The organism is Gallibacterium genomosp. 2, assembly GCF_000771895.1.
Classification (GTDB): domain Bacteria; phylum Pseudomonadota; class Gammaproteobacteria; order Enterobacterales; family Pasteurellaceae; genus Gallibacterium.
In genome coordinates, this window is sequence record NZ_JPXY01000034.1 from 1 (window position 1) to 26225 (window position 26225).

The following is a 26225-nucleotide window of genomic DNA, read 5'->3' on the forward strand; positions in this document are numbered from 1 at the left end:
CTATTTTTCAAACTTACGGTTTTTTAAGAAATGAGATGGCGGAGGAAAAGAGATTCGAACTCTTGGAGGACGTAAATCCTCGCCGGTTTTCAAGACCGGTGCCTTCAACCACTCGACCATTCCTCCGCAGGATAGCTTGTTTTCAGCGGTGTGAATAATACGGATTTCAAAATGGTAAGTCAAGTAATGAAAATCATATTTTGAATAGTTGCTTGATTATTAGTCATAAAATGCTAGTGATTGTTTTTTACTTATTCAAAAAAGAGAAGTTAAGTAGTAAATAACTGTATTTTTATACAGTATTGTGTAAAATGTTTTATATCTATTAACTTAATAAGAAAACATAATGACAGTGCAAAAAATTATTCATATTGATATGGATTGTTTTTATGCGGCAATAGAAATTCGAAATAATCCATCTTTAGCTAATCAACCGGTTGCTATTGGCGGTTTGCCACAACACCGAGGTGTTTTAGCAACGTGTAATTATATTGCAAGGCGTTATGGTTTGCATAGTGCTATGTCTAGTGCGCAAGCATTGAGACGTTGTCCTGATTTAGTTTTATTACCAGTTAATATGCCGTTATATAAAGAAGTATCACGACAATTACATCACATTTTTCAACGGTATACTGATATTATTGAACCGCTTTCATTAGATGAAGCTTATTTGGACGTAACGGCATCTAATGCCTATTCTGGATCGGCAACTTGGATAGCGCAAGCTATTAGACAAGATATTGAAACGGAACTCCATTTAACTGCGTCAGCTGGTGTTGCACCATTAAAATTTTTATCCAAAATAGCTTCTGAGAAAAATAAACCGAATGGAATGTTTGTTATTTCACCAAGTGAAGTGGATGAATTTGTAAAAAATTTAACGCTATCTAAAATTCCCGGTGTGGGGAAGGTGGTAACAGAAAAACTATCTGCAATGGGGCTAATAACTTGCGAGGATGTGCGGCATTTTCCAAGACATATATTGTATGATCAGTTAGGTAAAATAGGGGAACGGATTTGGCAATTTAGTCACGCTAATGATGGAAGGAGAGTACAGCCATATAGAGAGCGAAAATCAATTGGAGTTGAGGAAACATTAATAGTTGATTTGGCTGAATTATCACAAAGTTTGTCGACAGTTGAAAAATTATATCAACAGCTGATAGAACGTTTGCATCGTTACTCTGTTAATATTTCAGAACAATCTTTTAAATTAGGCGTAAAGCTAAAATTTTCTGATTTTCAAATTACAACAGTAGAAAAAAGTGGATTGATGTGTGAATTTTGGAATTTTCAGCAATTGTTAGAGATTGCCTGGCAGCGAAGTTACGGGCGAAAAGTGCGTTTAATCGGTCTGAATCTTCATTTACCATCACCACATCAACAGCAGCAAATGAGTCTTTGGGATTAATTTTGAATAAAAAAATTTTTTAAACTCTTGAAAATTGATAAAGAAATGCTATATAAAAGCACAATTTGCACAGAAGCATTATGAAAAGGAGAAAATCGGATATGATGCGTATTGTCTTGTTTTTAATCACAAATATGGCTGTTTTATTTGTGTTTAATATTATTCTAACGCTTACGGGCATTCGTGCCCAAGAGGCGACAGGGTTGTTAATTTTTGCTGCATTATTTGGTTTCAGTGGTTCATTAATTTCATTATTTTTATCAAAAACAATGGCAAAACGTGCTGTTGGCGCTGAAGTAATTGTAAATCCACAAAATGAAACAGAACGTTGGTTGATTCATACTGTTAAGCAACAGACTGAAAAACTTGGTTTACCAATGCCGGAAGTAGCGATTTATCACTCTGCGGATGTAAATGCATTTGCTACTGGAGCAAGTAAAAATAATTCTTTGGTTGCAGTAAGTACTGGTCTATTGAACAGTATGACAAGAGATGAAGCGGAAGCTGTGTTGGCTCACGAAGTGAGCCATATCGGTAATGGTGATATGGTAACAATGACATTGTTACAAGGTGTATTGAATACGTTTGTCATTTTCCTTTCACGTTTAATTGCCAGTGTGGCGGTGCAAAGCCGTAGTAGCAATGAGGAAAGTAGCTCAAATTCAGGTATCTACTTTCTTGTATCAATGGTATTAGAAATCGTATTTGGTTTCTTAGCCAGTATTATTGCAATGTGGTTTTCACGTTATCGTGAGTTTCACGCAGATGCCGGATCAGCTCGGCTTGTAGGGAAAGAAAAAATGATTGCAGCATTGCGTCGTTTACAATCAATTCACGAACCGGAAGAGCTTAACGGTCAGTTGGCGGCATTTGCTATCAATGGTAAAAGAAGTGGTTTAGCAAGTTTATTTATGAGCCATCCACCATTAGAAAAACGTATTGAAGCGTTACAAAATTTAAAATAATTCGTCAAGTTATTATGATTGGTTAATGCCTTAATTATTGTAATTAAGGCATTAATTATTTTTTAGGGAAGGCATAATGGAACATAAAATAGAAGATTTAATGGCGATTTTTAATCGCTGTTTTTATACAGAATATAATACAAAATTAGAAAAAGGTGGGGATGAACCTGTCTATTTGCCTGCAACGGAGGAGCGACCTTATCACGCAATCTGTTTTGCACGCGGATTTTATAGCAGTGGTTTACACGAAATCGCACATTGGCTAGTCGCAGGCAAAGCGCGTAGAGAACTTGAGGATTTTGGCTATTGGTATGAACCTGATGGACGTAGCGAAGATCAGCAAAGAGAATTTGAAAAAGTGGAGGTGAAACCACAAGCTTTGGAATGGATTTTAGCCAATGCAGCAGGTTTTCGTTATTTTGCCAGTGCTGATAATTTGAATGGTAATCCCGGTGATACAAAACCATTTAAGCAAGCGGTGTATAAACAAGTTTGTGCTTATGTGGAGAAAGGGTTGCCGAAAAGAGCGGAAAAACTTCGCCTTGCATTAGCAGAATTTTATCAACGACCGCTGGCAATTAATCTTGCCGAATTTGATGTCGACAAGATTTAAGGCTGTTTATTTAAGTTTGGCGTCTGTTACTGATTGTGGTTGATCCACATATTCTAAGAGTAATTTGGCAATAGCTTGGCGGTAAGTGATCTCCAGTGTTTCTCGACTAGTCGCGATTACACCTTGATCGATGAGAAAACCGTCACTGACATCGTAAACCCAACCGTGGAGTGAGAGTTTTTTGCCACGATTCCAGGCGGAACGTACGATAGAGGACATCCCCAAGTTATACACCTGTTCGGCAACATTAATTCTGGTTAAAACATCCGCACGCTGTTCCGGTGATAATTTACCTAATAGATGGCTATGTTTGAACCAAATGTCGCGAATATGTAGCAGCCAGTTATTAATTAGACCGAGTTCTTGGTTGCTGATTGCGGCGTGAATGCCGCCACAATTGGTATGACCGCAAATAATGATATGCTCAATATCGAGTACATCAACGGCATATTGCACTACGGACAGACAGTTCAGATCAGTATGGATAACTTGATTGCCGACATTGCGATGTACAAACAGTTCTCCAGGACCTAAATTTGTTAGTTTTTCGGCAGGAACGCGGCTATCGGAGCAGCCAATCCAAAGGTAAGTCGGTTTTTGATGTTCGGCAAGTTGAGCAAAGTAATCTGCGTGTTGCTCTTTCATTTCTGTTGCCCATTTGAAATTGTTGGCAAACAGCTGTTCGATTTTCTTCATTGTTACACCTTAATCTTGAAGATATGTTATTATTGTCGAGCATTTTGCATTATACCGATAAAATCCTACCTGCCTATGACATTTTCATCAACAATAAGAAAATAATTGAAGGATCATTAATGTTTGCATTAGAAATTAAGCAATTAACAAAATCATACCGCAATGGTTTTAAAGCCTTGCACGGTATTGATCTTACTGTAAAAGAGGGTGATTTTTATGCATTGCTCGGGCATAACGGTGCCGGAAAATCTACCACAATTGGTATTATCAGCTCTTTGGTCAATAAGACGAGTGGTCAAGTAAAAGTGTTCGGTTATGATTTAGATACTCAACAGAGTGAGTTGAAAAAACAGCTGGGCGTTGTACCTCAAGAATTTAATTTCAATAATTTTGAGAAAGTGATTGATATTTTGACTAATCAAGCCGGCTATTACGGAGTGCCTCGTCAGGAAGCTTTAAAAAGGGCGGAAATTTGGCTAAAAAAACTGGATTTATGGGATAAGCGTTATCAAAAATCGATGCAGTTATCCGGCGGTATGAAACGCCGTTTAATGATTGCTCGTGCCTTGATGCATAAACCTCGTCTATTAATTTTGGATGAGCCGACTGCCGGTGTGGATATCGAATTACGCCGTACTATGTGGCAATTTTTACAAGAACTGAATCAACAGGGAACCACGATTATTTTAACTACGCACTATTTAGAAGAGGCGGAAATGCTGTGCCGAAATATTGGCATTATTCAGCAGGGGAGATTAGTTGTAAATACCTCGATGAAATCTCTGTTATCAAAATTGGAAACGGAAACGTTCATTTTGGATCTTGCGCATAGCGTATCTGAGGTGAAATTAAGTGATTATGCCGTGAAAATTGTCGATCCTGTCACGTTAGAGGTGGAAGTACATCGTGAACAGGGATTAAACGGGCTCTTTCTTGAACTGGCAAAACAGGATATTACGGTGTTAAGTATGCGTAATAAGGCAAATCGATTAGAAGAGTTGTTCGTCAGTATGGCGTTAAATAAATCAGATGCGGATAAAGCAAAACAGGAGGGAGTATAAATGTCGTCACTGTCTTGGGTTGCCTATAAAACCATTTTACGCAAAGAAATTCAACGATTTATGCGTATTTGGGTACAGACTTTAGTGCCGCCGGTGATCACGATGATGCTCTATTTTGTGATTTTCGGAAAATTAATCGGTGGGCGGATCGGTGAAATGAATGGCGTAAGTTATATGCAATTTATTGTTCCGGGATTAATTATGATGTCGGCAATCACCAATTCATTCGCAAATGTCGCTTCATCTTTTTATAGTACAAAATTTGCACGTAACGTTGAGGAGTTATTGGTATCGCCTACTTCACCACATATCATCATTTTAGGTTATATTTCCGGCGGAATGGCAAGAGGCATTTTTGTTGGTTTTTTGGTTACCTTAGTTTCCCTCTTTTTTGTCCGTTTTGATGTCTATTCTTGGGTCGTTATTCTCTGTATTTTGTTGATGACCACGGCAACATTCTCGTTAGGCGGTTTAATTAATGCGGTGTTTGCACGTTCATTTGATGATACTTCTATTATTCCGACTTTCGTTTTAACGCCGCTAACTTATTTGGGCGGAGTTTTTTATTCTATTTCGTTATTACCGGAATTTTGGCAATGGGTATCTAAATTAAACCCGATCGTTTATATGATTAACGGTTTTCGTTATGGCTTTTTAGGCATCAGCGATGTGTCGCTGCATTACACTTTCAGTGTATTGGCGTTGTTTATTGCAATCTTATATTGCTTTGTTTATCAATTAATTAAACGCGGCGTTGGTCTAAGAAACTAAGTGATGTCTTGAAGGGAAATTCTGTATGGATTGGTTAAACTATTTTATGTTTACGCCACAACAAGTGAAAGCATTATGGCTAAGTTTGGAAGTGGCGCTGAATGCAATGCTATGGAGTTTGCCTTTTGCAATTTTTATTGCTTGGTTATTGGCGCGAAAACAGTTTTGGGGTAAATCATTGCTTAATAGTTTGGTCTACTTGCCGTTAGTGTTGCCACCGGTGGTGATTGGTTATTTATTGTTGGTGGTGATGGGAAGAAAAGGCATCATTGGGCAATATCTTTTTGAATGGTTTGGTTTATCGTTCGCTTTTAGCTGGCGAGGTGCGGTGTTAGCTTCAGCGGTAGTGGCATTTCCATTGATTGTACGTTCAATTCGGCTCTCATTAGAGAATATTGATCCGCATTTAGAATTAACGGCAAGAACATTAGGTGCTTCGCCAAAACGCGTATTTTTTACCATTACATTGCCATTGGCATTACCGGGGGTATTGGCCGGAATGGTGTTAGGCTTTGCGCGTTCTTTGGGCGAATTCGGTGCAACGATTACCTTTGTTTCCAATATCGTTGGGCAAACGCAAACCATTCCATTAGCGATGTACGCCTTTATTCAAACACCGGGGGCAGAGGAGCAAGCCTTTAAACTGTGCTTACTTTCTATAATGTTATCCTTGAGTTCATTAGCATTATCAGAATGGTTGGCGCGTTATATGTACAAAAAATTAGGGCAACGTTATGCTTGAATTACGGATTAAAAAACAGTTTCCTGATATTCAGATAGAGCTTGATCTGCAGTTGCCGACACAGGGTATCACAATGTTGTTCGGGCGTTCCGGAGCCGGAAAATCTTCGGTGTTAAATATGATTGCGGGGTTGAGTCATATTGATCAGGGATATATTTGCTTGCAGAACAATAGGTTAGTTGATACCGCACAACAGATTAACTTGCCCATTGAACAACGTCATATCGGCTACGTTTTCCAGGAAGCACGTCTATTCCCTCATTATCGCGTTAAAGGAAATTTAACCTACGGTATGAAATCTTTTTCAAAAGAAAAGTTTAATGCGATTGTAGAGTTATTAGGATTATCACAACTCTTAAATCGTTATCCGATAACCTTGTCAGGAGGTGAAAAGCAGCGTGTTGCTATTGGCCGAGCCTTGCTTTCCGAACCAAAATTATTATTGATGGATGAGCCTTTATCCGCACTGGATATTCCGAGAAAACAGGAGTTAATGCGCTATTTGCAGCGATTAGTGCAAGAAATTGATATTCCAATTCTTTATGTTACGCATAGTTTGGATGAATTGAAAACATTGGCGGATCGTGTGGTGTTATTAGAGAACGGCAAAGTGGCAGCGTTTTCTGATATTGAAACTATTTGGAATAGTGGCGTATTAAGAGAGTGGCAAAGAGAACAAGCAAAACAGTGGCTATTCCCGGCAACAGTGACAGCGAATAAAGAGAACCTTGTTTGTGTAGAATTAGCTCAACAACCGTTAGCGATTCCAACCATATCGAAAATCGATGTTGGTTGCTCGGTAAAATGTTTGATTAGCCAGCGTGATCTGGTTTTAAGCTCACAGCCGATAGCAAATAGCAGCATTCCATATTGTTTGCAAGGAACGATTCAGACGATAAAAGCCAATAGTGCCGGAAGTACTGTGATTGTTTGTCTGTCTGATGATATGGTGATTGATATTCCCGTTAAGCAACAACTTTCGTCAATATTCGTTGCGCAACAAATGGTTTATATCTATTTGTTAGATATACAGATTTTACTTAAGTAGCAATAGTTAGAAAATTTATTCATCACAAGAAAAGGAGAACGGTAATGTTTAGAAAGTTATTAATTACTTCATTATTTTCCATCGCTACAATGTATGCATATGCAGAACAGGTGACGGTTTTTGCTGCGGCATCAATGACCAATGCGTTGCAGGATATTGCTCAACAGTATAAACAAAACTCGCCGAAAGATGAGATTGTCTTCTCTTTTGCATCATCGTCAACATTAGCAAAACAGATTGAAGAGGGAGCACCGGCAAATATTTTTATCTCTGCTAATACAAAATGGATGGATTATTTGAAAGAGAAAGGGTTGTTGCTAAAAGATTCAGACCGTGTATTGGTCGGTAATGATTTAGTGATGATCGCTAATCAAGAGAGCCATTTGCAGCAAATTGATATTGCAAAAGGGGATTGGATAAAAGCGTTGCAGCATAGTTTTCTTTCTGTCGGTGATCCTGATCACGTTCCGGCAGGGCAATATATGAAAGCGGCGACAACAAAACTTGGTCTGTGGGATAAGATCGAATCTAAATTGGCTCGTGGCAAGGATGTACGAGCAGCACTTGCGTTGGTGGAAAGAGATGAAGCGCCTTTAGGTGTGGTGTATGGTACCGATGCAAAACAGAGTGACAAAGTGAAAGTGGTGGGTATCTTTCCGGCAAGCAGTTACCCTAAAATTGAGTATCCGGCAGCGTTAATTAGAGGCAATGATAGCGAAGCTGCAAAAGCATTTTTTAGCTATTTGCAGACAGAATCTGCCTCAAAAGTGTTTGAAAAATATGGATTTAGTGTATATAACTAATTGATATCAGAATTTTTTCTTAGAGAAATACTACTTTGTAAATTGAAATACCATAGTTTATTTTTTGTGAAAACCCTGTTATTTCCAATGGATAACAGGGTTATTTTTTACTTGAAATTCATTTCCTATCGTGGCAATATTCTTTCAAAAAATAAGAATTGTTATCATTTATTAGAAGCGGTATAAAATGATGATTCAACGACGATATCTGTTGTTATTATTAGTAGTATTATCAATTACTTCTTTATTAATTGGTGTGAGTTCTATCACTATTAGCGGTTTACTACAATTTGATGCCGAACAGTGGCAAATTTTATTGATCAGCCGTATTCCTCGTTTAGTGAGCATTTTGATTGCCGGTGCCGGTTTAAGTATTTGTGGCTTAATTATGCAACAACTTAGTCGTAATCGCTTTGTTTCACCAACCACCGCCGGAACGATGGATTGTGCGCGATTAGGCGTGTTATTAGCTATTCTTTGCTTTCCTGATGCTTCAATGTTATTAAAATCGGCTATTGCAATTATTGCTGCATTTGCCGGTTCATTATTATTTATGACTTTATTGTCAAAACTAAAATTTACCGATGTTATTTTTGTGCCGCTAGTTGGCATTATGTTTGGCAATATTATTAGTTCTATGACCGCTTTTATCGCCTATCAACAAGATTTATTACAAAATTTATCTGCTTGGTTGCAAGGCGATTTTTCGCTCATTATGAGTGGACGCTATGAGATGCTTTATATCAGCATCCCAACATTATTATTTGCATATATTTATGCGCAACGTTTTTCTATTGTCGGGATGGGAGAAGAATTTGCCACCAACTTAGGATTAAATTATAAGCAGGTACTTTATTTAGGACTAGCCATTGTTTCGATTGTGTCCGCCATTGTTATTGTTACCGTAGGAGTCATTCCTTTTTTAGGATTAATTATCCCAAATATTGTCGCTTTATATTTAGGAGATAATTTACGCAATACTTTGTCGCATACAGCATTATTAGGTGCTATTTTTGTATTATTTTGCGATATTCTTGGACGCATTGTGATTTATCCTTATGAAATTTCGATTAATGCCGTAGTTGGCGTTTTTGGTAGTGCTATTTTCCTCTATTTATTGTTTAAAAGGTATCGTAATGCGTAATATTTTCTCTTGCCGTTTAAAGATTATATTATTGATTGTAGTTGCGATTGTTGTAACAGTTTTTTATTTTTTATACCAATTACCAAATCGTTGGCAATATGCATTAATGCATCGGAGTTTATCTTTATTAGCTATTATTGTTACCGGCACGGCAATAGCATTATCGACAATGCTGTTTCAAGCGTTGGTTAATAATAGAATTTTAACGCCGAGTGTACTGGGTTTAGATTCATTATATTTATTTATACAGACGGCTATTATCTTTTTTTCAGGATCAGCGACATTATTTGCGATTGATTCTATTGGACTCTTTTTCTTTTCAAGCGCAGTAATGTTGCTATTTGCATTAGTCTTATATCAATTATTATTTAGACAAGAACAGCAAAATATGTTTTTCTTATTATTAGTAGGAATAGTATTTGGTACATTATTCCAAAGTATGACGACTTTTATGGAAGTATTGATTGATCCTAATGAATTTCAAATTGCACAAGATATTGGTTTTGCTAGTTTTAACCGAATTAATAGCAATATTTTATGGATTGCAACAATAATGATTATAGCAATTTCTCTTTTTAGTATCCGTTATTTTAGGGTTTTGGATGTATTATCACTTGGACGTGATCAAGCAATAAATTTAGGTGTCAATTATCAACGAATAACTAAACAGTTATTAGTTATAGTAACATTATTAATATCAGTAGCAACTGCATTGGTTGGCCCTATTACCTTTTTAGGTTTATTAGTAATGAATATTACTTTTGAATTTATGCCGAAATATCAGCATAGATGGTTGATTCCTACTTCTATTTTAATAGCAATTATTGTATTGGTATTAGGGCAGTTTATTGTTGCACAATTACTTACCTTTAAAACAACATTGAGTATTTTGGTTAATTTTATCGGTGGAGTTTATTTTATTTATTTATTACTTAGGACAAATAAACAATGGCAATAGAATTAAGAAATATTAGTAAACAGTTCGGACAGCAAAAAGTAGTGGATGATGTGTCATTGATTATTCCGGAAGGAAAAATAACTGCATTTATCGGTCCGAACGGTGCAGGAAAAAGTACTTTACTGGCGATTATTAGTAGGTTATTGATGTCGGATACAGGTGAAGTAATTTTAAATGGAATTCCTTTACAACAACAGTCGAGTGAAAACATTGCACGTCAACTGGCGATTTTAAAACAGAGTAATCATATTCCATTACGTCTAACCATTGAAGAATTAGTTTCTTTTGGTCGTTTCCCATATAGTAAAGGAAGGCTAAATGAGGAAGATCATAATGCCATTGCACACGCTATTGATTATATGAATTTAAATGAATTGAAACATAAACAAATTCATTTATTAAGCGGTGGGCAACGGCAGCGTGCTTATATTGCAATGACATTGGCGCAAGATACAGATTATATTCTGTTGGATGAACCGCTTAATAATTTGGATATGAAACACTCCGTACAAATTATGCAAGTATTACGCCAATTAGTAGAAAAATTAGGGAAAACAGTCGTAATTGTTATTCACGATATTAATTTTGCTTCTTGTTATGCTGATAATATTATCGCAATGCAGCAAGGAAAACTGATTGCTGAAGGTGCAGTAGATAATATTATGCAGACTGATGTTTTGGCTGGTATTTATGATATGCATATTCCAATTCAACAAATTAATGGGCAAAGAATTGCAACTTATTTCCGTTAAATTTAAAACATCGATATTTAAGGAGAAAATGATGAAAAAATCATTAAAATTTGTTATTGGCTTACTAGGCTTTCTTATTGGTACTTCTGCTTATGCAGCGGATATAACTGTCGATTCGGTAATAGGTAAGCAGACTATTCCACAAGATGCGAAGCGCATTGTGGTGTTAGATTTTGGTGTAGCGGATACATTACGGGAATTAAATGCCGAAGATCGTATTGTCGGTATTCCTAAATCTTCAGCGTTACCGGCTTATTTAGAGTCATTTAAATCAGATAAATTTGAGAATGTGGGGTCTTTGCCTGAACCAGCATTTGAAAAAATTAATGAATTAAATCCGGATTTAATTATTGTTTCCGGTCGTCAACAAAAAATGTTGGATCGTTTTAAAGAGATTGCTCCGGTATTTTATTATCAGAATGATTACAACAATTATTACCCATCATTAGTCAATAATTTAGAAATTCTAGGAAAAATTGTAAATAAAGAGGAAGTTGTAAAACAGGAAATTACAGAATTGAATAAAAAAGTGGATGAATTAAATAAATTCACTAAAGATAAGAATGCTTTATTAATATTGGTGAACGAAAATCGTATTAGTGCTTATGGCGATACTTCTCGTTATAGCTTGGTATATCAAAAATTCGGTTTTACACCGGTAGATAAAAATATTAAATCATCTACTCACGGAATGAGTGTTGGTTTTGAGTATATTGTTGAAAAAAATCCGGATTATTTATTGGTAGTGGATCGTACAGCTGCAATTACTGATAAAAAGGATAATGCAAAAATTGTATTGAATAATGATTTAATTAAGAAAACAAAAGCTTATCAACAAAATCATATTATTTATTTAAATGCAGCAAATTGGTATTTGGCATTTGGCGGATTAAAAGCAACAGAAAATATGATTTCTGAATTAGAACAGGCAATACAATAATTTCTGTTATAAGTTAGAGCCACTGTGATTTGATAATGGATTACAGTGGTTTTTTTATTTGCTTTTGTGGGCTACAATAAGCGCCCTCAAGTTGTATGATTTTATAGGCAAATTATGGCGATACTTACTCTTTCAAATGCATATCTTTCATTTAGTGATCATCCTTTATTAGATTATGCTGATCTGACTATTGAGACAGGAGAACGTGTCTGTCTGGTGGGGCGTAATGGTGCAGGAAAATCGACTTTATTGAAAATTCTTGCCGGAGAAGTAGGAATGGATGATGGGCAATTGATTATTGAGAAGGATCGCATTATTGCGCGTTTGGAACAAGATCCACCACGTCATATTGAAGGCACAGTGTTCGATTATGTTGCCGAAGGCGTGCGGGAGTTGGCAGATTTATTGAAAGAATATCATCAATTATCGCTGAAAATTGCACAAGATTATCAAGAAAAAACAATGAACCGTTTGTCTGAAGTGCAAGGTCAGCTAGATCACCTTGATGGTTGGCGTTTTGAAACAAGAATTCAAGAAATTTTGGCGAAATTAGGGTTAAATCCGGATATTGAATTAGCCGAATTGTCTGGGGGATGGCAGCGAAAAGCTGCTTTAGCTAAAGCGTTGGTTTGTGAGCCAGATTTATTGTTATTGGATGAACCAACCAACCATTTAGACGTTGACACGATCAATTGGTTGGAAAATTTATTGTTAGAATTTAAAGGTAGTATTGTTTTTATTTCGCACGATAGAGCTTTTATTCGCAGAATGGCTACACGAATTATTGATTTGGATCGTGGTAAATTGGTCTCTTATCCGGGAAATTATGATCAATATTTGCAACAAAAAGAGGAAAATTTGCGGGTTGAGGCTTTGCAAAACGAGCTTTTTGATAAACGTTTGGCTCAAGAAGAAGTTTGGATTCGAAAAGGAATTGAAGCTAGAAGAACACGTAATGAAGGACGAGTCAGAGCGTTGAAAGCAATGCGAGAGGAGCGCCGCCAACGTCGAGATATAATGGGGAAAGCTAATATTCAGGTTGATAATGCAATACGTTCCGGAAAAATTGTGTTTGAAATTGAAAATTTAAATTATCAGTTAGCCGATAAAATTTTAATTAAAGATTTTTCAGCGACAATTTTGCGTGGAGATAAAATTGCTCTTATTGGCCCGAACGGATGCGGTAAAACAACATTGATTAAGCTGCTATTGGGAGAATTACAACCTACATCCGGACGAATTCATACAGGAACAAAATTGGAAGTGGCCTATTTTGATCAATATCGTTCAACGCTTGATCCGGAGAAAAGTGTGATGGATAACGTGGCGGATGGTAAGCAGGATGTAGAGGTTAATGGCGCGAAACGCCACGTTCTAGGTTATTTACAAGATTTTCTCTTTCCGCCTAAACGGGCAATGATTCCGGTAAAAGCATTATCAGGTGGTGAAAAAAATCGTCTGCTATTGGCAAAATTGTTGTTAAAACCAAATAATTTATTGATTCTGGATGAGCCGACTAATGATTTGGATGTGGAAACCTTAGAGTTATTGGAAGAGTTGTTATCAGAATATCAAGGCACAGTCATTATCGTTAGTCACGATCGACAATTTATTGATAACACGGTAACCGAATGTTTTATTTTTGAGGGTGATGGCATTTTGCATAAATATGTTGGCGGTTACCACGATGCAAAACAACAACAAGCGAATGTATTGGCACAGAAGGAACAGCAACAACCCAAAATAGAAGAACCGGCAAAAGAGAATAAAAAACAGGCGTTTCGTGACAGTAAAGTGCGAAAAGTGAAGCTGTCTTACAAAGAACAACAAGAATTGGCGAAGATACCTGAATTGCTAGAACAGTTGGAGCAACAGATTCAGCTGTTGCAGCAGGAAATTAATCAGCCGGATTTCTTTAGCCAGTCGAACGAAGTTACCAGCAGTAAATTACAACAATTAGCTGAACTGGAGCAAGCATTGGATGATGCATTAAATCGTTGGGCGGAATTAGAGCAAATTGCTGAAGGTGAGCAATAAGAAAAAAATTTAACAGAAAAGTTGTGCAAATGCTAAAAGAATGAACAGTTTAGCTGGCGATAAACTTGCATTTGGCGACAACTTATCGCATAATGCCTTTCGTCTTTTAGACGTATCAATGGAGTCCTTTTCGGTTCCTCGCAACAAACTCTAGCTCAGCGGGTCAGGTTCGGAAGAAAGCAGCCCAAGTTAGAACTTTGTGTGCCGAGATTAAGCTGGAAAGGGCTCCTCCATTTTCAGCCCTTTCCTTACAATTATTAATTTTATGGTGCGCTGCCTTGATTCCAGTTTTGACTTTCAACCGGTTTTTTCGTTTGTAATAGAAAATGTTGATAAGCTTTTGCAGCTGGTTGAACTACCTTTCCTGAAGGTGTAGAAAAAGCTATGCCACCACGAAGCAACTGCTGTGCTGTACCAGTTTGAAAATCAACACCGCTCCAACCAATATCTAAGGAATAACCTGAAGCTAACCAAAATTCACTGTTTTGACGAACCAAATGGCGATATTGCTGTGCTAATTGAATATCAACAAAAACGCGATCAGCTGTAGTATTCAGCTTAATATTGTTAATAGCCCCTACTTCAACACCGCGGTATAACACCGGTGCGCCAACCGAAAGCGAAGCGGCATTTTCGGTTTCCAACACCAATGGAAAACCGTTTTGGTATTTATTATTTTCGCCGGCAGCACGGGATAAAGTGAATTGAGTTTGAGTTTTACCTTTCCCAAAATTCACGTTGATATAGGGTTTCAATAATGCATCTAAATTTTGCACCCCTCCAGCAGAGAGTTGCGGTGTTACCAATGTGAAATGGCTGCCCTTTTTACTGAGAGCATTGAAGTAATCACGTTGAATGGATGCCAATGCAATCACTTTCTGTTTTTGTTCATCTAATGAGATTTTTTGGATAGTACCAATCTCTAAACCCAAATAACGTAACGGCATTCCGATAGTAAGATTGTCTGCATTATCTACAAATAGCGTTATTTCGTGTCCAGAGGAAAGTGCTGCAGTTTGATTTGGATATAAGATGGTTTGAGTACCATTTTGACCAATATTATCAAAGCTGATTGCTCCTTTTAGTATTCTGGAAAGCGGTGCTGCTTTAATATCAACCCCTTGTAGCGAAACACCAACCTGTACCGCATTTTCTGCCCAGAATCGACTTTGTTTGGTAAATAGATATTGGTATTGCTGATTAATGAAGACTGCAACATCAAACGATTGCTTATTCGGTTTGATCGATAAAATTTTACCGACAGGTAAGCGGCGATAAAGCACTAATGAACCTTCACTGATGTCAGGCAATTCTGCTGTAGTCAGCACGATAGTCGGTTTGATATTATCCGAAGTAATGCCGGCAAGTGCGTTACTGTTATTGGCATACAACGGATATTGTTGCAAGGCTTTGCCGCCTGTTTTGTTGGAGCGTAATAAAACGTTAATGCCGCCCTGTAACCATTTTCGTGGCGATTCCACATTCATTTGTACGCCATCACTGCTTACATCCAATGAGAAATTGCTTGCTGCCACGAACAGGGTTTCTGCATTAATTAAATGGCGATAAGCCGCCAAAATCACTGCTTTAAAGGTGGTTTTGTCAATCTCAACCTGACGCGACACGATTTCACCGATTTTAATGCCGTTATAGCTGATCGGTTGCCCTTCTTCTATACCATAAGTTTGTGGTGAAGTTAAACTAAGAATTAAAGCGCCCGGTTGCTGTAGTAATAATTCAGACTGTTTTATCACCTCAAAATGGCTGGTCGGTGTGCCGTTGCCGTCAATAATTTCAAAATACTTACCTTGTAAAAATTGATTTAAATTAGACACTTCCGCCAATGAAGGGCGATCCATTAAGACAATTTTTGAACCGCTTTTGAGATTGGATTTGATGCTTGGGTCAACCAAGAGTTTGGCTTGAATTGTTGGGGTACTGTTGATAACCGCTTCATCTTCACCATAATTGATCTCACTTAATACACCAACTTGCAGATCGTGAAAATAGACCGGCGTGTCGTTCTCTTTTAAACCGGAAATATCATTAGGTAGCGTGATATCAACGTTCAGCCCACGTTTTGCCGCTTTGATGGAAGCGTAGAGCGGAAAGGTGGTTTCGCCTTGCACTTCATTGCTGTCATCCGGCGAATCAAAGGCTATTGCACCTTGTAAAATCGCCTGCACGCTATCCACACTAACGGAAATACCGTTCCAATTGGCATCGGCTTTAATTCCGCTGATATTCCAGAAACGGCTCTCTTTTTTCACAAATTTTGCATACTGTTTATAAATAATGATATCGATAGCGACTTTTTTGTCATCAGTAAAGCTATAGTTGTTCACTTTGCCAACCGGCACTTTACGGAAAAAAATGCTTGAACCTAATTCGATAGAACCGAGATCATCTGCAATTAAATGGATCAATAAATCACCTTCACTCAATTCGGCAATCGGACCGCGATCTTCAGCTACAAAAGTATCCGCTTCTTCACCTTTGCCCGGAGAAAGCGTGATGTAGTTTCCTGATACGAGCGCATCTAAACCGGAAACGCCGGCTAACGAGGCGCTCGGTTGAACAATCCAGAATTTAGTATCTTCACGTAATACCGACACGGCTTCCGGGTAGATATTGGCTTCAACTTTGACCGATTTCATATCTTGGGTGAAGTTTACTTTTTTGACTAAACCAATTTGTAAGCCTTGATAACGAATTGGCGTTTTTTCCGCAATTAAGCCTGATCCGTCAGAAAAAAAGATGGTTATCTTTTCACCTTGCTCCTGATGAATTTGATAAAACAACACGATGCCGACACAAAATGCGATAAACGGCAACAACCAAAATGGTGAAATCCGCTTAATGGCGGAAATCTTGGCTGACATTGAGGTAGGAATGTTATTATTTGTTTGCTTCATAATTTTTCCAAAGTAAACGCGTATCAAAAACTTCTGCTGAAATCATTGTCAAAAAAACAGCAAGACCAAAATAAATGGCGGCAGGACCGACCGAAAAGCTGATAATTTGTCCTCTCGTAACTAAGGACATCATTAACGACAGCACAAACAGATCCAACATAGACCAACGTCCGACAAAATGAACGATTTCAAACAGTTTCATCTGAAAGTGAATATTTTTGCTATAGCCGAAATGAATGCAACATAAAAGGTACAACATAATCAACACCTTAGAAATCGGCACAAAAATACTGGCGATAAATACGATAGCGGCGATGCTGTAATTGCCCATTTCAATAAAGGTAATCACGCCGGAAATTAGCGTATCTGCACTCGGCGCACCATTCACATAAACAACGGAAATCGGTAATAAATTGGCGGGTAACAGCATTATTGCGCCGGCAATTAACGTGCTCCAAGTACGTTGTAATACTAAATTTTTATCTAATGCAGTGTTAGCGTGACAGCGTGGGCAAATATGATCGGGAGCAGCTTGTTCAGGAAAGCTTAAACCACAGGTTTTACAGTAGCAAAGATGTTGATTTTGTTGGAATTGTGGCGGATAAAAGAGATCCCAAAATTGTTTCGGTGATGTTTTAGTAAACAGCAAGATGGTTAAAAATGTGACTAAAACAAAAGGAATAAGATAAAGCGTAAACGAAATATCGGCGTATTCACGCACTTTAAATGCTGCCACCGCAAGCGAAATTAAATAAACATCAAGCATTACCCAAGAACGGATATAGTTGAGTGACATCAACAACATTCTTGCGCGTAGGTGAAAAAGACGGCAAAGTTGCAACAGTAAAATCAAAACAATATAGGAAACCGGCATGACAATTGCACAAAATAGCACTAAAAATGCAGAATAAGGATAGCCTTCAGTCGCCATTTTCCAAACACCGCTCCAAATTGAGGTGTAAACCGGTACACCTAGCAGTTGAATATTCAACAGTGGAAAGGTGAAAGCGAACGGCATCAAAATTAAAATGGAAAGTGCCAAAATGGAACAACGCTTTAAACTCCATAGACCACCGACTCTGACAACGTGATGACAATGTGGGCAGCTTGCTTTTTGATTTGCGTTTAGCGCCGGTAAAGAGATGGCGTGGTCGCAAATATCGCAACAAATTGCCTGTTCTGTTGCGGAGAGTGGAGAAAAACGTCTAACTTGCATTAAATTTTTGAATAAATAAGATGATTAGTTTAAATAAGCCAATAAAAGTTGTTGAACAAGTATATAAATAAAGGGAAAATATACAAGTAAATAATCTTATCGATTTGAATTTCCAAGGCGTCAATCTTTAAACTAAAAATGCAGATTTTTATGATAAAGATTGACACAATGAATCATAATTAATGTCTATAACAGGGCAATTTAACCAAGTATTACGAGTAGGACTATGTCGTTAGAAACAGAAAACCAAACAGCGAATCAGCAACCAGCAGCAAATGTTGCACCTTCAAAAAATAAATTCCAAGAAAATAACCAAACAATCGCTTATTTAGCAGAAAAATTTCCGCGCTGTTTTTCAACACAGGGCGAAGCAAAACCGTTAAAAATCGGTATTTTTCAAGATATTATTGCTAGATTAAAAGATGATGATACCGTTTCCAACACACAAATTCGTCGGGCATTGCGTCAATATACTGCCGGATGGCGTTATTTATACGGTTATAAAGCGGGGGCAAAACGTGTTGATCTTGACGGCAACGAATGTGGTGAAGTGGAGCAACAACATATTGAACACGCGGAACAACGTTTGCGTGAAAGCAAAGCAAAAAATGCAAGCCATCGTCCGCAACAGAAAGAAAATCGAGCAGCACGTAAACCGAATAACAAACCGCGCAGAAATGTTGTTAGACGCAAACTGAATTTAGTGCCAGCGGATTTGGCTTCTTTGCAAGAATCACAACAAGTCAAGATTAAAGTCGGTGAAAAAACACAGGTTGCAACCGTAATTGCGGTAGGCAAAGATAATGTTCGTGTCGAATTGGCACAAGGATTGGTCTTAACCGTTACTGAAGATCGTGTATTCCAATTGTGATAGACGAAAGGTTAAGAAATAACAAAGCAGGTGATCGCCTGCTTTCTGTTTCTAACGCAAGTTCAAATTGATTGATGGGTTTATAAGAATTAAGAGGATTGAACGTAATGAAGTTCAAGAAATTGGCACTAAGTATCGTTATCGGTACGTTATTTGTGAATGTGCCGGCGTGGGCGGCAAAACCGGATATCAGCGCAGATAAAATTGTTGTCCCGGCACCATCCGATTCAAATTCATTGGAAGCAAAACGTGTAACATCAAGATTGATTCAATCACATTACAAGAAGTTTTCTTTAGATGATGCATTGTCGGAAAAGATTTTTAATCGTTATATCGACTTTTTGGATTACAGCCATAATACATTTTTGCAATCCGATGTTGATGAGTTGCGGGCAAAATATGCAAAACATTTTGATGATGATTTGAATGCAGGCGATTTAACCGCGGCTTTTGCGATGTATGATTTGTTGCAACAACGCCGTTATCAACGCTATAGCTATGCACTTTCGTTGTTGGATAAAGAACCGAATTTAAAAGAAAACGATCAGATTGAAATTGATCGTAGTAAAGCGCCTTTCCCGAAAACAGAAGAAGAGGCGGATAAATTATGGAAAGAGCGTGTTAAAAACGATGTCATTTCTATGCGTTTGCAAGGGAAATCTTGGTCACAAATTAAGAAAAAATTGACAAAACGTTATAATTTGGCGATTAAACGCTTAACACAGACCAAGGCGGATGATATTACGCAACTGTTTTTAAACTCTTTTGCTCGTGAATTGGATCCTCACACCAGTTATCTTTCACCGCGCAATGCGAAAAGTTTCCACGAAGATATGAATCTCTCATTAGAGGGAATCGGAGCGACATTGCAATCGGAAGATGATGAAACCATTATTAAATCACTGGTACCGGGTGCGCCGGCGGATAGAAGTAAAAAAATTAAAGCGGGTGACAAAATCATTGGTGTCGGACAAGGCAAGAAAGGTGAAATCGAAGATGTGGTCGGTTGGCGTCTTGATGATGTTGTTGAGAAAATTAAAGGTAAAAAAGGCACAACTGTTCGCTTGGAATTGGAATCGGCAAAAACCGGCAAAACGCGTATTGTCACTTTAGTGCGTGATAAGGTGCGTATTGAAGATCGTGCAGCCAAATTAAAAATGGAAAAAGTGGATAATCACAATATTGCTGTGATTACTATTCCAAGTTTTTATAATGGCTTAACGGTTGATGTCACTAAATTATTGGCAGAGATGAAACAGAAAAATGCAGAAGCATTAGTGATTGATCTTCGTAATAATGGTGGCGGCTCTTTGCCGGAAGTGGTCAGCTTAAGCGGTTTGTTTATTAGTGACGGTCCGGTGGTTCAGGTGCGTGATGCTTTCAACCGTATCCGTGTGCACGATGATGTTGATCCGCAACAGCTTTATAACGGACCAATGATTGTGATTGTTGACCGTTTCAGCGCATCGGCATCAGAAATTTTTTCAGCGGCAATGCAGGATTACGGGCGTGCGATCATTGTCGGTCAAGACACTTTCGGTAAAGGTACTGTGCAACAAAGTAGACCGTTAAACTTTATTTATGACACTGATCCGACACCTTTAGGCGCAATTCAATACACTATTCAGAAGTTCTATCGTATTAATGGTGGAAGCACTCAATTAAAAGGGGTTACTCCAGATATTAAGATTGCCGAGCTTATTGATGAATCTGAATATGGTGAAAGTAAAGAGGATAATGCATTGGCGTGGGATAAAATTCCTGAAGCACAATATACTCGTGTTGCAGATTTGTCTGATTTAATTAAGAAATTGTCAGAAAATCATAAAGCCAGAGTGGCAAATGATCCTGAATTTATCGTATTGAATCAGGATATTGAAACGAGAGATCGACGCAATCAACGTAAATTCCTTTCATTAAATTTGGCGGATAGAAAAGCAGAGAACGATAAAGACGATGCAAAACGTTTAAAAGATCTAAATGCAAGATTTAAACGTGAAGGTAAGAAACCATTGAAAAAATTGGATGATTTACCAAAAGATTATGAGGCACCAGATTTTGTATTGAAAGAAGTTGAACATATGGCATCGGATATGTTGCCACAAAAACAAAATTAATTTACAGCTTTTGTAATTTTTTGTTATAGAATAAAGAAGGTGGAGGGATTGTCTCTCCACCTCTTTTTTAGATTTAGAGCGTTTGATAGATTTAAAATTTTATAGTTGGTTTGTACACTATTATTCAAACATTTCAATACTTAAGGATTAATCAGGAGGTTAATTATGTTGCTTAAAAAACACGTTTTAACCACAATGTTTCTCTCATCATTGATGATTACCTCGTCGTTTGCGGAAGAGAACGGGACGGAGAATAAGAATAATCAGGAAGAGAGTACGGTTGCAGTGGTAACTGAAGATCAAACACAGGCACAGCTTTTGAAGTTGAAAGAGGTGATGAAGGATGTTCAGTTGGTATTTCCGGAAAAGCTGGCTGAAATTTATGCGGCTAGAGATTTTTCTCCTATTTGGCAAGATGAAAATGCGAAAAATCAATTTTTGCAAGATTATGCGTTATTAGGCTTGACCAATGTTTCCAATGATGTAAAAGCACAATTGGAAAGGCTTTCGCACGTAGAGAAAAATAGTTTGGCTGCTGATATTTTAGTAAGTGATAGTTGGTTGAATTATTTAAATTATGTTTCCAATGTGCGTTCAAATGCACAAAATTGGCTTTATGACAGTTATCGTTATCGCGCACAGTTGCCAAGTGATGAGGTAATTAATGCGTGGTTGGATGCGGTATCACAGCAACAGTTGGCAGCCTTTGTCGCTAAATTTGATCAAGTCAATCATCGTTATGCACAAACCAAAAAAACGATTTTGTCTGAATTAACAAAATCAACAGCGGATAATAACGTATTAGCAAAATTAGCGATTAATTTACAGCGTTTGCGTTTTATTCCGGATTTTGAAACCGGAATTTTTGTGAATATTCCAACTTTTCAATTACATTATTATCGTAACGGTGAGGAAATTTTAAGTTCACGTGTTATTGTTGGTAAAAAAGCGAGAAAAACGCCGGTAATGATGAGTAAACTGAGCAATATTGTGGTCAATCCACCGTGGAATGCGCCGGTGCGCTTAATTAATGAAGATTTAATTCCGAAGGTTCGCAAAGATCCGAGTTATATTTATCGTAACGGTTATACCATCATTGACAGCAAAGGTAATACTATCGACCCTTATACTATCGATTGGGAAAATATGACGGCAAAACGCTTCCCATATCGTTTGCGTCAGGCGCCGGGCGGTGATAGTGCATTAGGTAATTTTAAATTTAATATGCCGAGTAAAGATGCCATTTATCTGCACGACACACCTAATCATCGTCTGTTTAATAATAAAAACCGCGCGATCAGTTCCGGATGTATTCGTGTCAATAAATCGGATGAATTAGCGACTTTATTGTTAACGGAAGCAGGTTGGAGTGTTGATAAAAAAGCACAAGTGCTAAAAAGTCGTAAAACTGTTTCTGTACCGATTCAGTCTACTAATCCGGTCTATCTTTATTATGTAACAGCGTGGGCAGATGCGCAGGGGGAAATCCATACCGTTGCAGATATTTATGGCTATGATCAAAAATTATCATTAAATGAAGAAAATAAATCGCTATTGCAACAATATTTGCTTTAATCACCAGCAAAAATCAGTATAATCCGAAAGGCTATTCTTTATGCAATAGCCTTTTTTAATCTCTTATTTATTGCAGGCTCGCTATTTACTATAGAAAAGTTGCTACTAAGTAGCTTATTTTGAGTCAATAATGTATAAAATAAATTTTGTGTATTGAAAATAGGAAACCAGTTTTTTAGTTAGCGATAGGAAAGGGAAATGGGAAATATTGATCAATCACGCCGTAAATGGTTGTCGTTAGGCGGAATTATCCTAGGAAGCTCATTTGTAGCCAACTCCGCTTTGGCAGCATTATCCACAGCAGCACCTAAAATCCTACACTTTAAAAATATCAATACAGGTGAAAAATTAAGTTCACCTTTTTCACCGAATAAAGGATTGGCAAAATCCGAATTACAAAAATTAAATTATTTAATGCGAGATAGACGCAGTAATTTGGTTCACAATATGGATCCAAAATTATTTATGAAGTTTTACCAAATTCAGTCGCGTTTAGGCTTACGTTCTTGTGAAATTTCAGTGATTTGCGGTTATCGTGCGCCGGCAACTAATGCGGCAATGCATCGTCGCAGTAAAGGCGTGGCGAGCAACAGTTATCATATGCGTGGGCAGGCGATAGATTTTCGTATTGATAATGTTGCATTAAATAGAGTGCGTGAAGTGGCACAGTCGTTAAAAAACGGCGGTGTTGGTTATTATCCGCGCAGTAATTTTGTACACGTTGATACCGGTCCGGTCAGAACGTGGCGCGGTAGTTGATAATGTTTAGAAGTTAAAAAATGAGTATGAATGTTCAAATTATTCCGGTGACGGCGTTTCAGCAAAACTGTTCAGTAGTTTGGGATGATGAGAAGAATGCGGCGATTATTGATCCGGGTGGAGATGCAGAAAAAATTCTTCAATTTCTAAAAGATAACAAATTAATTGCAAAGTTTATTTTATTAACGCACGGTCATTTGGATCACGTTGGTGCCGCAGCAAAATTAAAACGTGACTTAAATATTGATATTTTAGGGCCGGAAAAATCTGATGAATATTGGTTACAAGCACTGCCGGAGCAAGCTTCTCAATTCGGTTTGCCTTATTGTGCGCCACTGTTGCCGGATCGTTGGTTAAATGAGGGCGATGTTATCACGATTGGTAAGTTAACATTTGATGTTCTGCATTTGCCAGGGCATACACCTGGGCATATCGGGTTCATTAATAAGGCTGAAAATATTGCTTTTACCGGTGATGTACTTTTCAGACAGAGTATTGGGCGAACTGATTTCCAAGGCGGCAGTTTCTCGGAATTAATCGATAGTATCAAAAATAAATTGTGGCCATTAGATAATAATATGCAAGTTGTTGCCGGGCACGGACCATTAACAACGATAGGTTATGAAAAACAATATAATCCTTATCTGACAACACAAATAATAGACGAATAAATTGAACTCTTTATTTGAAATCACCTCTAATAACCGTTTGGTATTAGAGGTTTATTTTGTAATATTCCTTTAAAGAAATAATTTTAATAAATAAAAAGAGACTTATGTCTGAGGGTGGTATGTTTAGAAAATTTTCTCTTTATCCGGTGATCTACTTTTTCTTGCTGAATTTAGTAATTTTATCCTTGAGCCGAATCGGATTAGCATTGTGGCAGCAAGAACGTGTTGATGCGGTAAATGGTTGGTTTCCTCTATTGATGCAAGGAATTCGGATGGATGTGGTTTCACTGTGTTGGTTATTTGGTCTATTTGCTCTTTTTTCCGCATTATTCTTGGATCAATCACTAATCGGTAAAGTAATGCGTATTATTTTACGTATTGGATTGACAGTGGGATCAGTATTTATTCTTTTTATGGAACTAGTTACACCAGAATTTATTCGTACCTATGATTTCCGTCCGAATCGGCTTTTTGTTGAATATTTAGTGAATCCTAAAGAGGTGTTCACTATGTTGGCAAAAGGACATTTGGCGACAATGATTATTTCGCTTGTGGTAACTTTGTTAGCAATTTGGGCATATTGGAAACTAGCTGGTTATGTTACACGTTATGCTGAGGCGGGAAAATGGAAATACCGCCCATTGGTGGCATTGTTAACAGCCGCATTTGTATTTATTGGGGCACGATCAACTTTCGCACATCGTGGTATTAATCCTTCAATGGTAGCATTTTCATCCGATCCATTAGTTAACTCTTTAGTATTAAACTCAGGATATTCTGTGATTTTTGCTATACAACAGATGGGGGATGAGGAAAATGCAGCTGCGGTTTATGGTAGTTTACCGACAGAGGAGATGTTGGCAATATTAAAAGCGTTACATCCACGCCCAGCAGAGGATTATATTGAGGGTGATATTCCGTTATTAAGCCAAAATCAAGCAACTTATCAAGGCAAGCCTAAAAATTTAGTGATTATTCTAGAGGAAAGTTTAGGAGCACAATTTGTTGGAACATTAAAAGGCAAACCGTTATCACCGAATTTGGATCAATTAAGCAAAGAAGGTTGGTGGTTTGAGAACTTATATGCAACCGGAACACGCTCGGTACGAGGTATTGAAGCGGTCATTACTGGATTTACGCCGACTCCGGCACGTTCTGTTGTTAAATTACCAAATAGCCAGACGAATTTTTTTACTATTGCTGATTTGCTGAAACGCAATGGCTATCATACTTCTTTTATTTATGGTGGTGAGAAACATTTTGATAATATGGCAAGTTTCTTCTATGGTAATGGTTTTGAGAAGATTATCGATGAAAATGATTATCCTAACCCAATGTTTAAAGGAACTTGGGGAGTTTCGGATGAAGACCTTTTTATCCGTGCCGATCAGGAGTTTGAAAAGTTATCACAACAGGGTAAGCCGTTTTTTAGTTTAGTGTTCAGTTCAAGTAATCACGATCCATTTGAATTTCCGGATAATAAAATTTCACTTTATGAACAACCAAAAGCTACACGAAATAATGCAGCAAAGTATGCTGATTTCGCATTAGGTGAGTTTTTTAAACGTGCTAAACAGTCAAAATATTGGAAAGATACGGTTTTTTTAGTAATTGCTGATCACGATTCGCGTGTTTCCGGTGCAGTGCTTGTTCCAATAGCCCATTTCCATATTCCAGCATTGATTATTGGTGATGGTATTACTGCAAAAGTAGATGATCGTTTAGTTAGCCAAATAGATATGCCTCCGACATTGTTATCATTAATTGGAATAAATGCACAATATCCAATGTTAGGCTTTGATTTAACTAAATATAGCCCCAATAGGGCATTGATGCAGTTTGATAAATCTATGGCTTTAATGAATGCTCAGCATCAGGTGGTAATTTTAGAAGAAAATAAACAACCACAAGGTTTTATCTACGATACAACACAGAAAAAGTTAACGCCGGCTGAAGTTCCGGACAAGATGAAAAAAGAGGCGCTCACTTATGCACTGTGGGGAAGTTATCTGTATAAAAATAGACTGTATCATTTGCCGAATAACTAATTGAATATAGACAGTAAGATTTATTGCATAAATTATTAAAATTTAAAAATGGTGTTTGGGTAATCTATGGCCTATCCAAACACCATTAATACTACTCTAATAAGTGATCTGA

22 protein-coding genes, 1 tRNA gene and 1 other RNA gene are annotated in these 26225 nt (G+C 37.5%); 20 read left to right on the forward strand and 4 right to left on the reverse strand.

Annotated elements, in window-relative coordinates:
• Positions 1-36 precede the first annotated feature (36 nt).
• Positions 37-126: transfer RNA gene (locus P375_RS07645), tRNA-Ser, on the reverse strand.
• 220 nt (positions 127-346) lie between these two features.
• On the opposite strand from P375_RS07645, the gene dinB reads away from it, so the two are divergent.
• From dinB to P375_RS07660, 3 genes are all read left to right on the forward strand, one after another.
• On the forward strand, positions 347-1411 hold the full coding sequence (gene dinB, locus P375_RS07650; RefSeq protein WP_039135866.1) for a DNA polymerase IV: 1065 nt from the start codon (positions 347-349) through the stop codon (positions 1409-1411).
• 101 nt (positions 1412-1512) lie between these two features.
• On the forward strand, positions 1513-2376 hold the full coding sequence (gene htpX / locus P375_RS07655; protein ID WP_039135867.1) for a protease HtpX: 864 nt from the start codon (positions 1513-1515) through the stop codon (positions 2374-2376).
• Between the two features lie 76 nt (positions 2377-2452).
• Complete coding sequence (locus P375_RS07660; RefSeq protein WP_039135868.1) at positions 2453-2989, forward strand: elongation factor P hydroxylase; 537 nt, start codon at positions 2453-2455, stop codon at positions 2987-2989.
• Positions 2990-2995: 6 nt separating this feature from the next.
• Here P375_RS07660 and can read toward each other — a convergent pair whose 3' ends face one another.
• Positions 2996-3685 (reverse strand): carbonate dehydratase, encoded by a 690-nt coding sequence (gene can / locus P375_RS07665; RefSeq protein WP_013745085.1) that lies wholly within the window; start codon positions 3683-3685, stop codon positions 2996-2998.
• A gap of 119 nt (positions 3686-3804) precedes the next feature.
• On the opposite strand from can, the gene P375_RS07670 reads away from it, so the two are divergent.
• From P375_RS07670 to ffs, 11 genes are all read left to right on the forward strand, one after another.
• Positions 3805-4746 carry an ABC transporter ATP-binding protein gene (locus P375_RS07670; protein WP_039089483.1) on the forward strand — a complete coding sequence of 314 codons (942 nt, stop codon included), beginning with the start codon at positions 3805-3807 and terminating at the stop codon, positions 4744-4746.
• Complete coding sequence (locus tag P375_RS07675; protein ID WP_013745083.1) at positions 4747-5517, forward strand: ABC transporter permease; 771 nt, start codon at positions 4747-4749, stop codon at positions 5515-5517.
• A 25-nt stretch (positions 5518-5542) separates the two neighbouring features.
• Positions 5543-6259: a molybdate ABC transporter permease subunit gene (modB, locus tag P375_RS07680; protein ID WP_039135869.1), complete on the forward strand. Its 717-nt coding sequence runs from the start codon at positions 5543-5545 to the stop codon at positions 6257-6259.
• Entirely contained in the window at positions 6252-7307 is a 1056-nt protein-coding gene (modC, locus tag P375_RS07685; RefSeq protein WP_039135871.1) for a molybdenum ABC transporter ATP-binding protein, read from the forward strand. Before modB ends, modC begins: the two co-directional genes overlap by 8 nt.
• 44 nt (positions 7308-7351) lie before the next feature.
• A complete protein-coding gene (modA, locus tag P375_RS07690; RefSeq protein WP_039135872.1) occupies positions 7352-8110 on the forward strand; it encodes a molybdate ABC transporter substrate-binding protein in 759 nt (252 codons plus the stop codon).
• 190 nt (positions 8111-8300) lie between these two features.
• Entirely contained in the window at positions 8301-9254 is a 954-nt protein-coding gene (locus P375_RS07695) for an ABC transporter permease (RefSeq protein WP_167333069.1), read from the forward strand.
• Positions 9247-10212 carry an iron chelate uptake ABC transporter family permease subunit gene (locus P375_RS07700; RefSeq protein ID WP_039135876.1) on the forward strand — a complete coding sequence of 322 codons (966 nt, stop codon included), beginning with the start codon at positions 9247-9249 and terminating at the stop codon, positions 10210-10212. The genes P375_RS07695 and P375_RS07700 overlap by 8 nt, the downstream gene beginning before the upstream one ends.
• Positions 10203-10964 carry an iron ABC transporter ATP-binding protein gene (locus P375_RS07705; protein WP_039135877.1) on the forward strand — a complete coding sequence of 254 codons (762 nt, stop codon included), beginning with the start codon at positions 10203-10205 and terminating at the stop codon, positions 10962-10964. Before P375_RS07700 ends, P375_RS07705 begins: the two co-directional genes overlap by 10 nt.
• A gap of 31 nt (positions 10965-10995) precedes the next feature.
• Positions 10996-11904, forward strand: a complete 909-nt coding sequence (locus P375_RS07710) for a siderophore ABC transporter substrate-binding protein (protein WP_039135878.1) — start codon at positions 10996-10998, stop codon at positions 11902-11904.
• Positions 11905-12018: 114 nt separating this feature from the next.
• Positions 12019-13941: an ABC transporter ATP-binding protein gene (locus P375_RS07715; RefSeq protein WP_039135879.1), complete on the forward strand. Its 1923-nt coding sequence runs from the start codon at positions 12019-12021 to the stop codon at positions 13939-13941.
• Positions 13942-14069: 128 nt separating this feature from the next.
• Positions 14070-14165, forward strand: an RNA gene (gene ffs, locus P375_RS12200) — signal recognition particle sRNA small type.
• A 39-nt stretch (positions 14166-14204) separates the two neighbouring features.
• Here ffs and P375_RS07720 read toward each other — a convergent pair.
• Complete coding sequence (locus tag P375_RS07720) at positions 14205-16856, reverse strand: PqiB family protein (RefSeq protein ID WP_039135880.1); 2652 nt, start codon at positions 16854-16856, stop codon at positions 14205-14207.
• The gene (locus P375_RS07725) at positions 16840-18072 is read right to left on the reverse strand and encodes a paraquat-inducible protein A (protein ID WP_013745073.1); all 1233 of its coding nucleotides are present in this window, start codon (positions 18070-18072) and stop codon (positions 16840-16842) included. Before P375_RS07725 ends, P375_RS07720 begins: the two co-directional genes overlap by 17 nt.
• A gap of 226 nt (positions 18073-18298) precedes the next feature.
• Between P375_RS07725 and proQ the strand changes: the two genes are divergently transcribed.
• The 6 genes from proQ (at position 18299) to P375_RS07755 (ending at position 26113) form a co-directional block, all read left to right on the forward strand.
• Positions 18299-18943, forward strand: coding sequence for an RNA chaperone ProQ (proQ, locus tag P375_RS07730; protein ID WP_039135881.1), 645 nt, complete (start codon positions 18299-18301; stop codon positions 18941-18943).
• A gap of 107 nt (positions 18944-19050) precedes the next feature.
• Positions 19051-21060, forward strand: coding sequence for a carboxy terminal-processing peptidase (gene prc, locus P375_RS07735; RefSeq protein ID WP_039135882.1), 2010 nt, complete (start codon positions 19051-19053; stop codon positions 21058-21060).
• Between the two features lie 165 nt (positions 21061-21225).
• Positions 21226-22635 (forward strand): L,D-transpeptidase family protein, encoded by a 1410-nt coding sequence (locus tag P375_RS07740; RefSeq protein WP_039135883.1) that lies wholly within the window; start codon positions 21226-21228, stop codon positions 22633-22635.
• A gap of 198 nt (positions 22636-22833) precedes the next feature.
• On the forward strand, positions 22834-23394 hold the full coding sequence (locus P375_RS07745; protein ID WP_013745069.1) for a YcbK family protein: 561 nt from the start codon (positions 22834-22836) through the stop codon (positions 23392-23394).
• Positions 23395-23420: 26 nt separating this feature from the next.
• The gene (locus P375_RS07750; protein WP_039094812.1) at positions 23421-24065 is read left to right on the forward strand and encodes an MBL fold metallo-hydrolase; all 645 of its coding nucleotides are present in this window, start codon (positions 23421-23423) and stop codon (positions 24063-24065) included.
• Between the two features lie 104 nt (positions 24066-24169).
• A complete protein-coding gene (locus P375_RS07755) occupies positions 24170-26113 on the forward strand; it encodes an LTA synthase family protein (protein ID WP_039135884.1) in 1944 nt (647 codons plus the stop codon).
• Positions 26114-26225 lie beyond the last annotated feature (112 nt).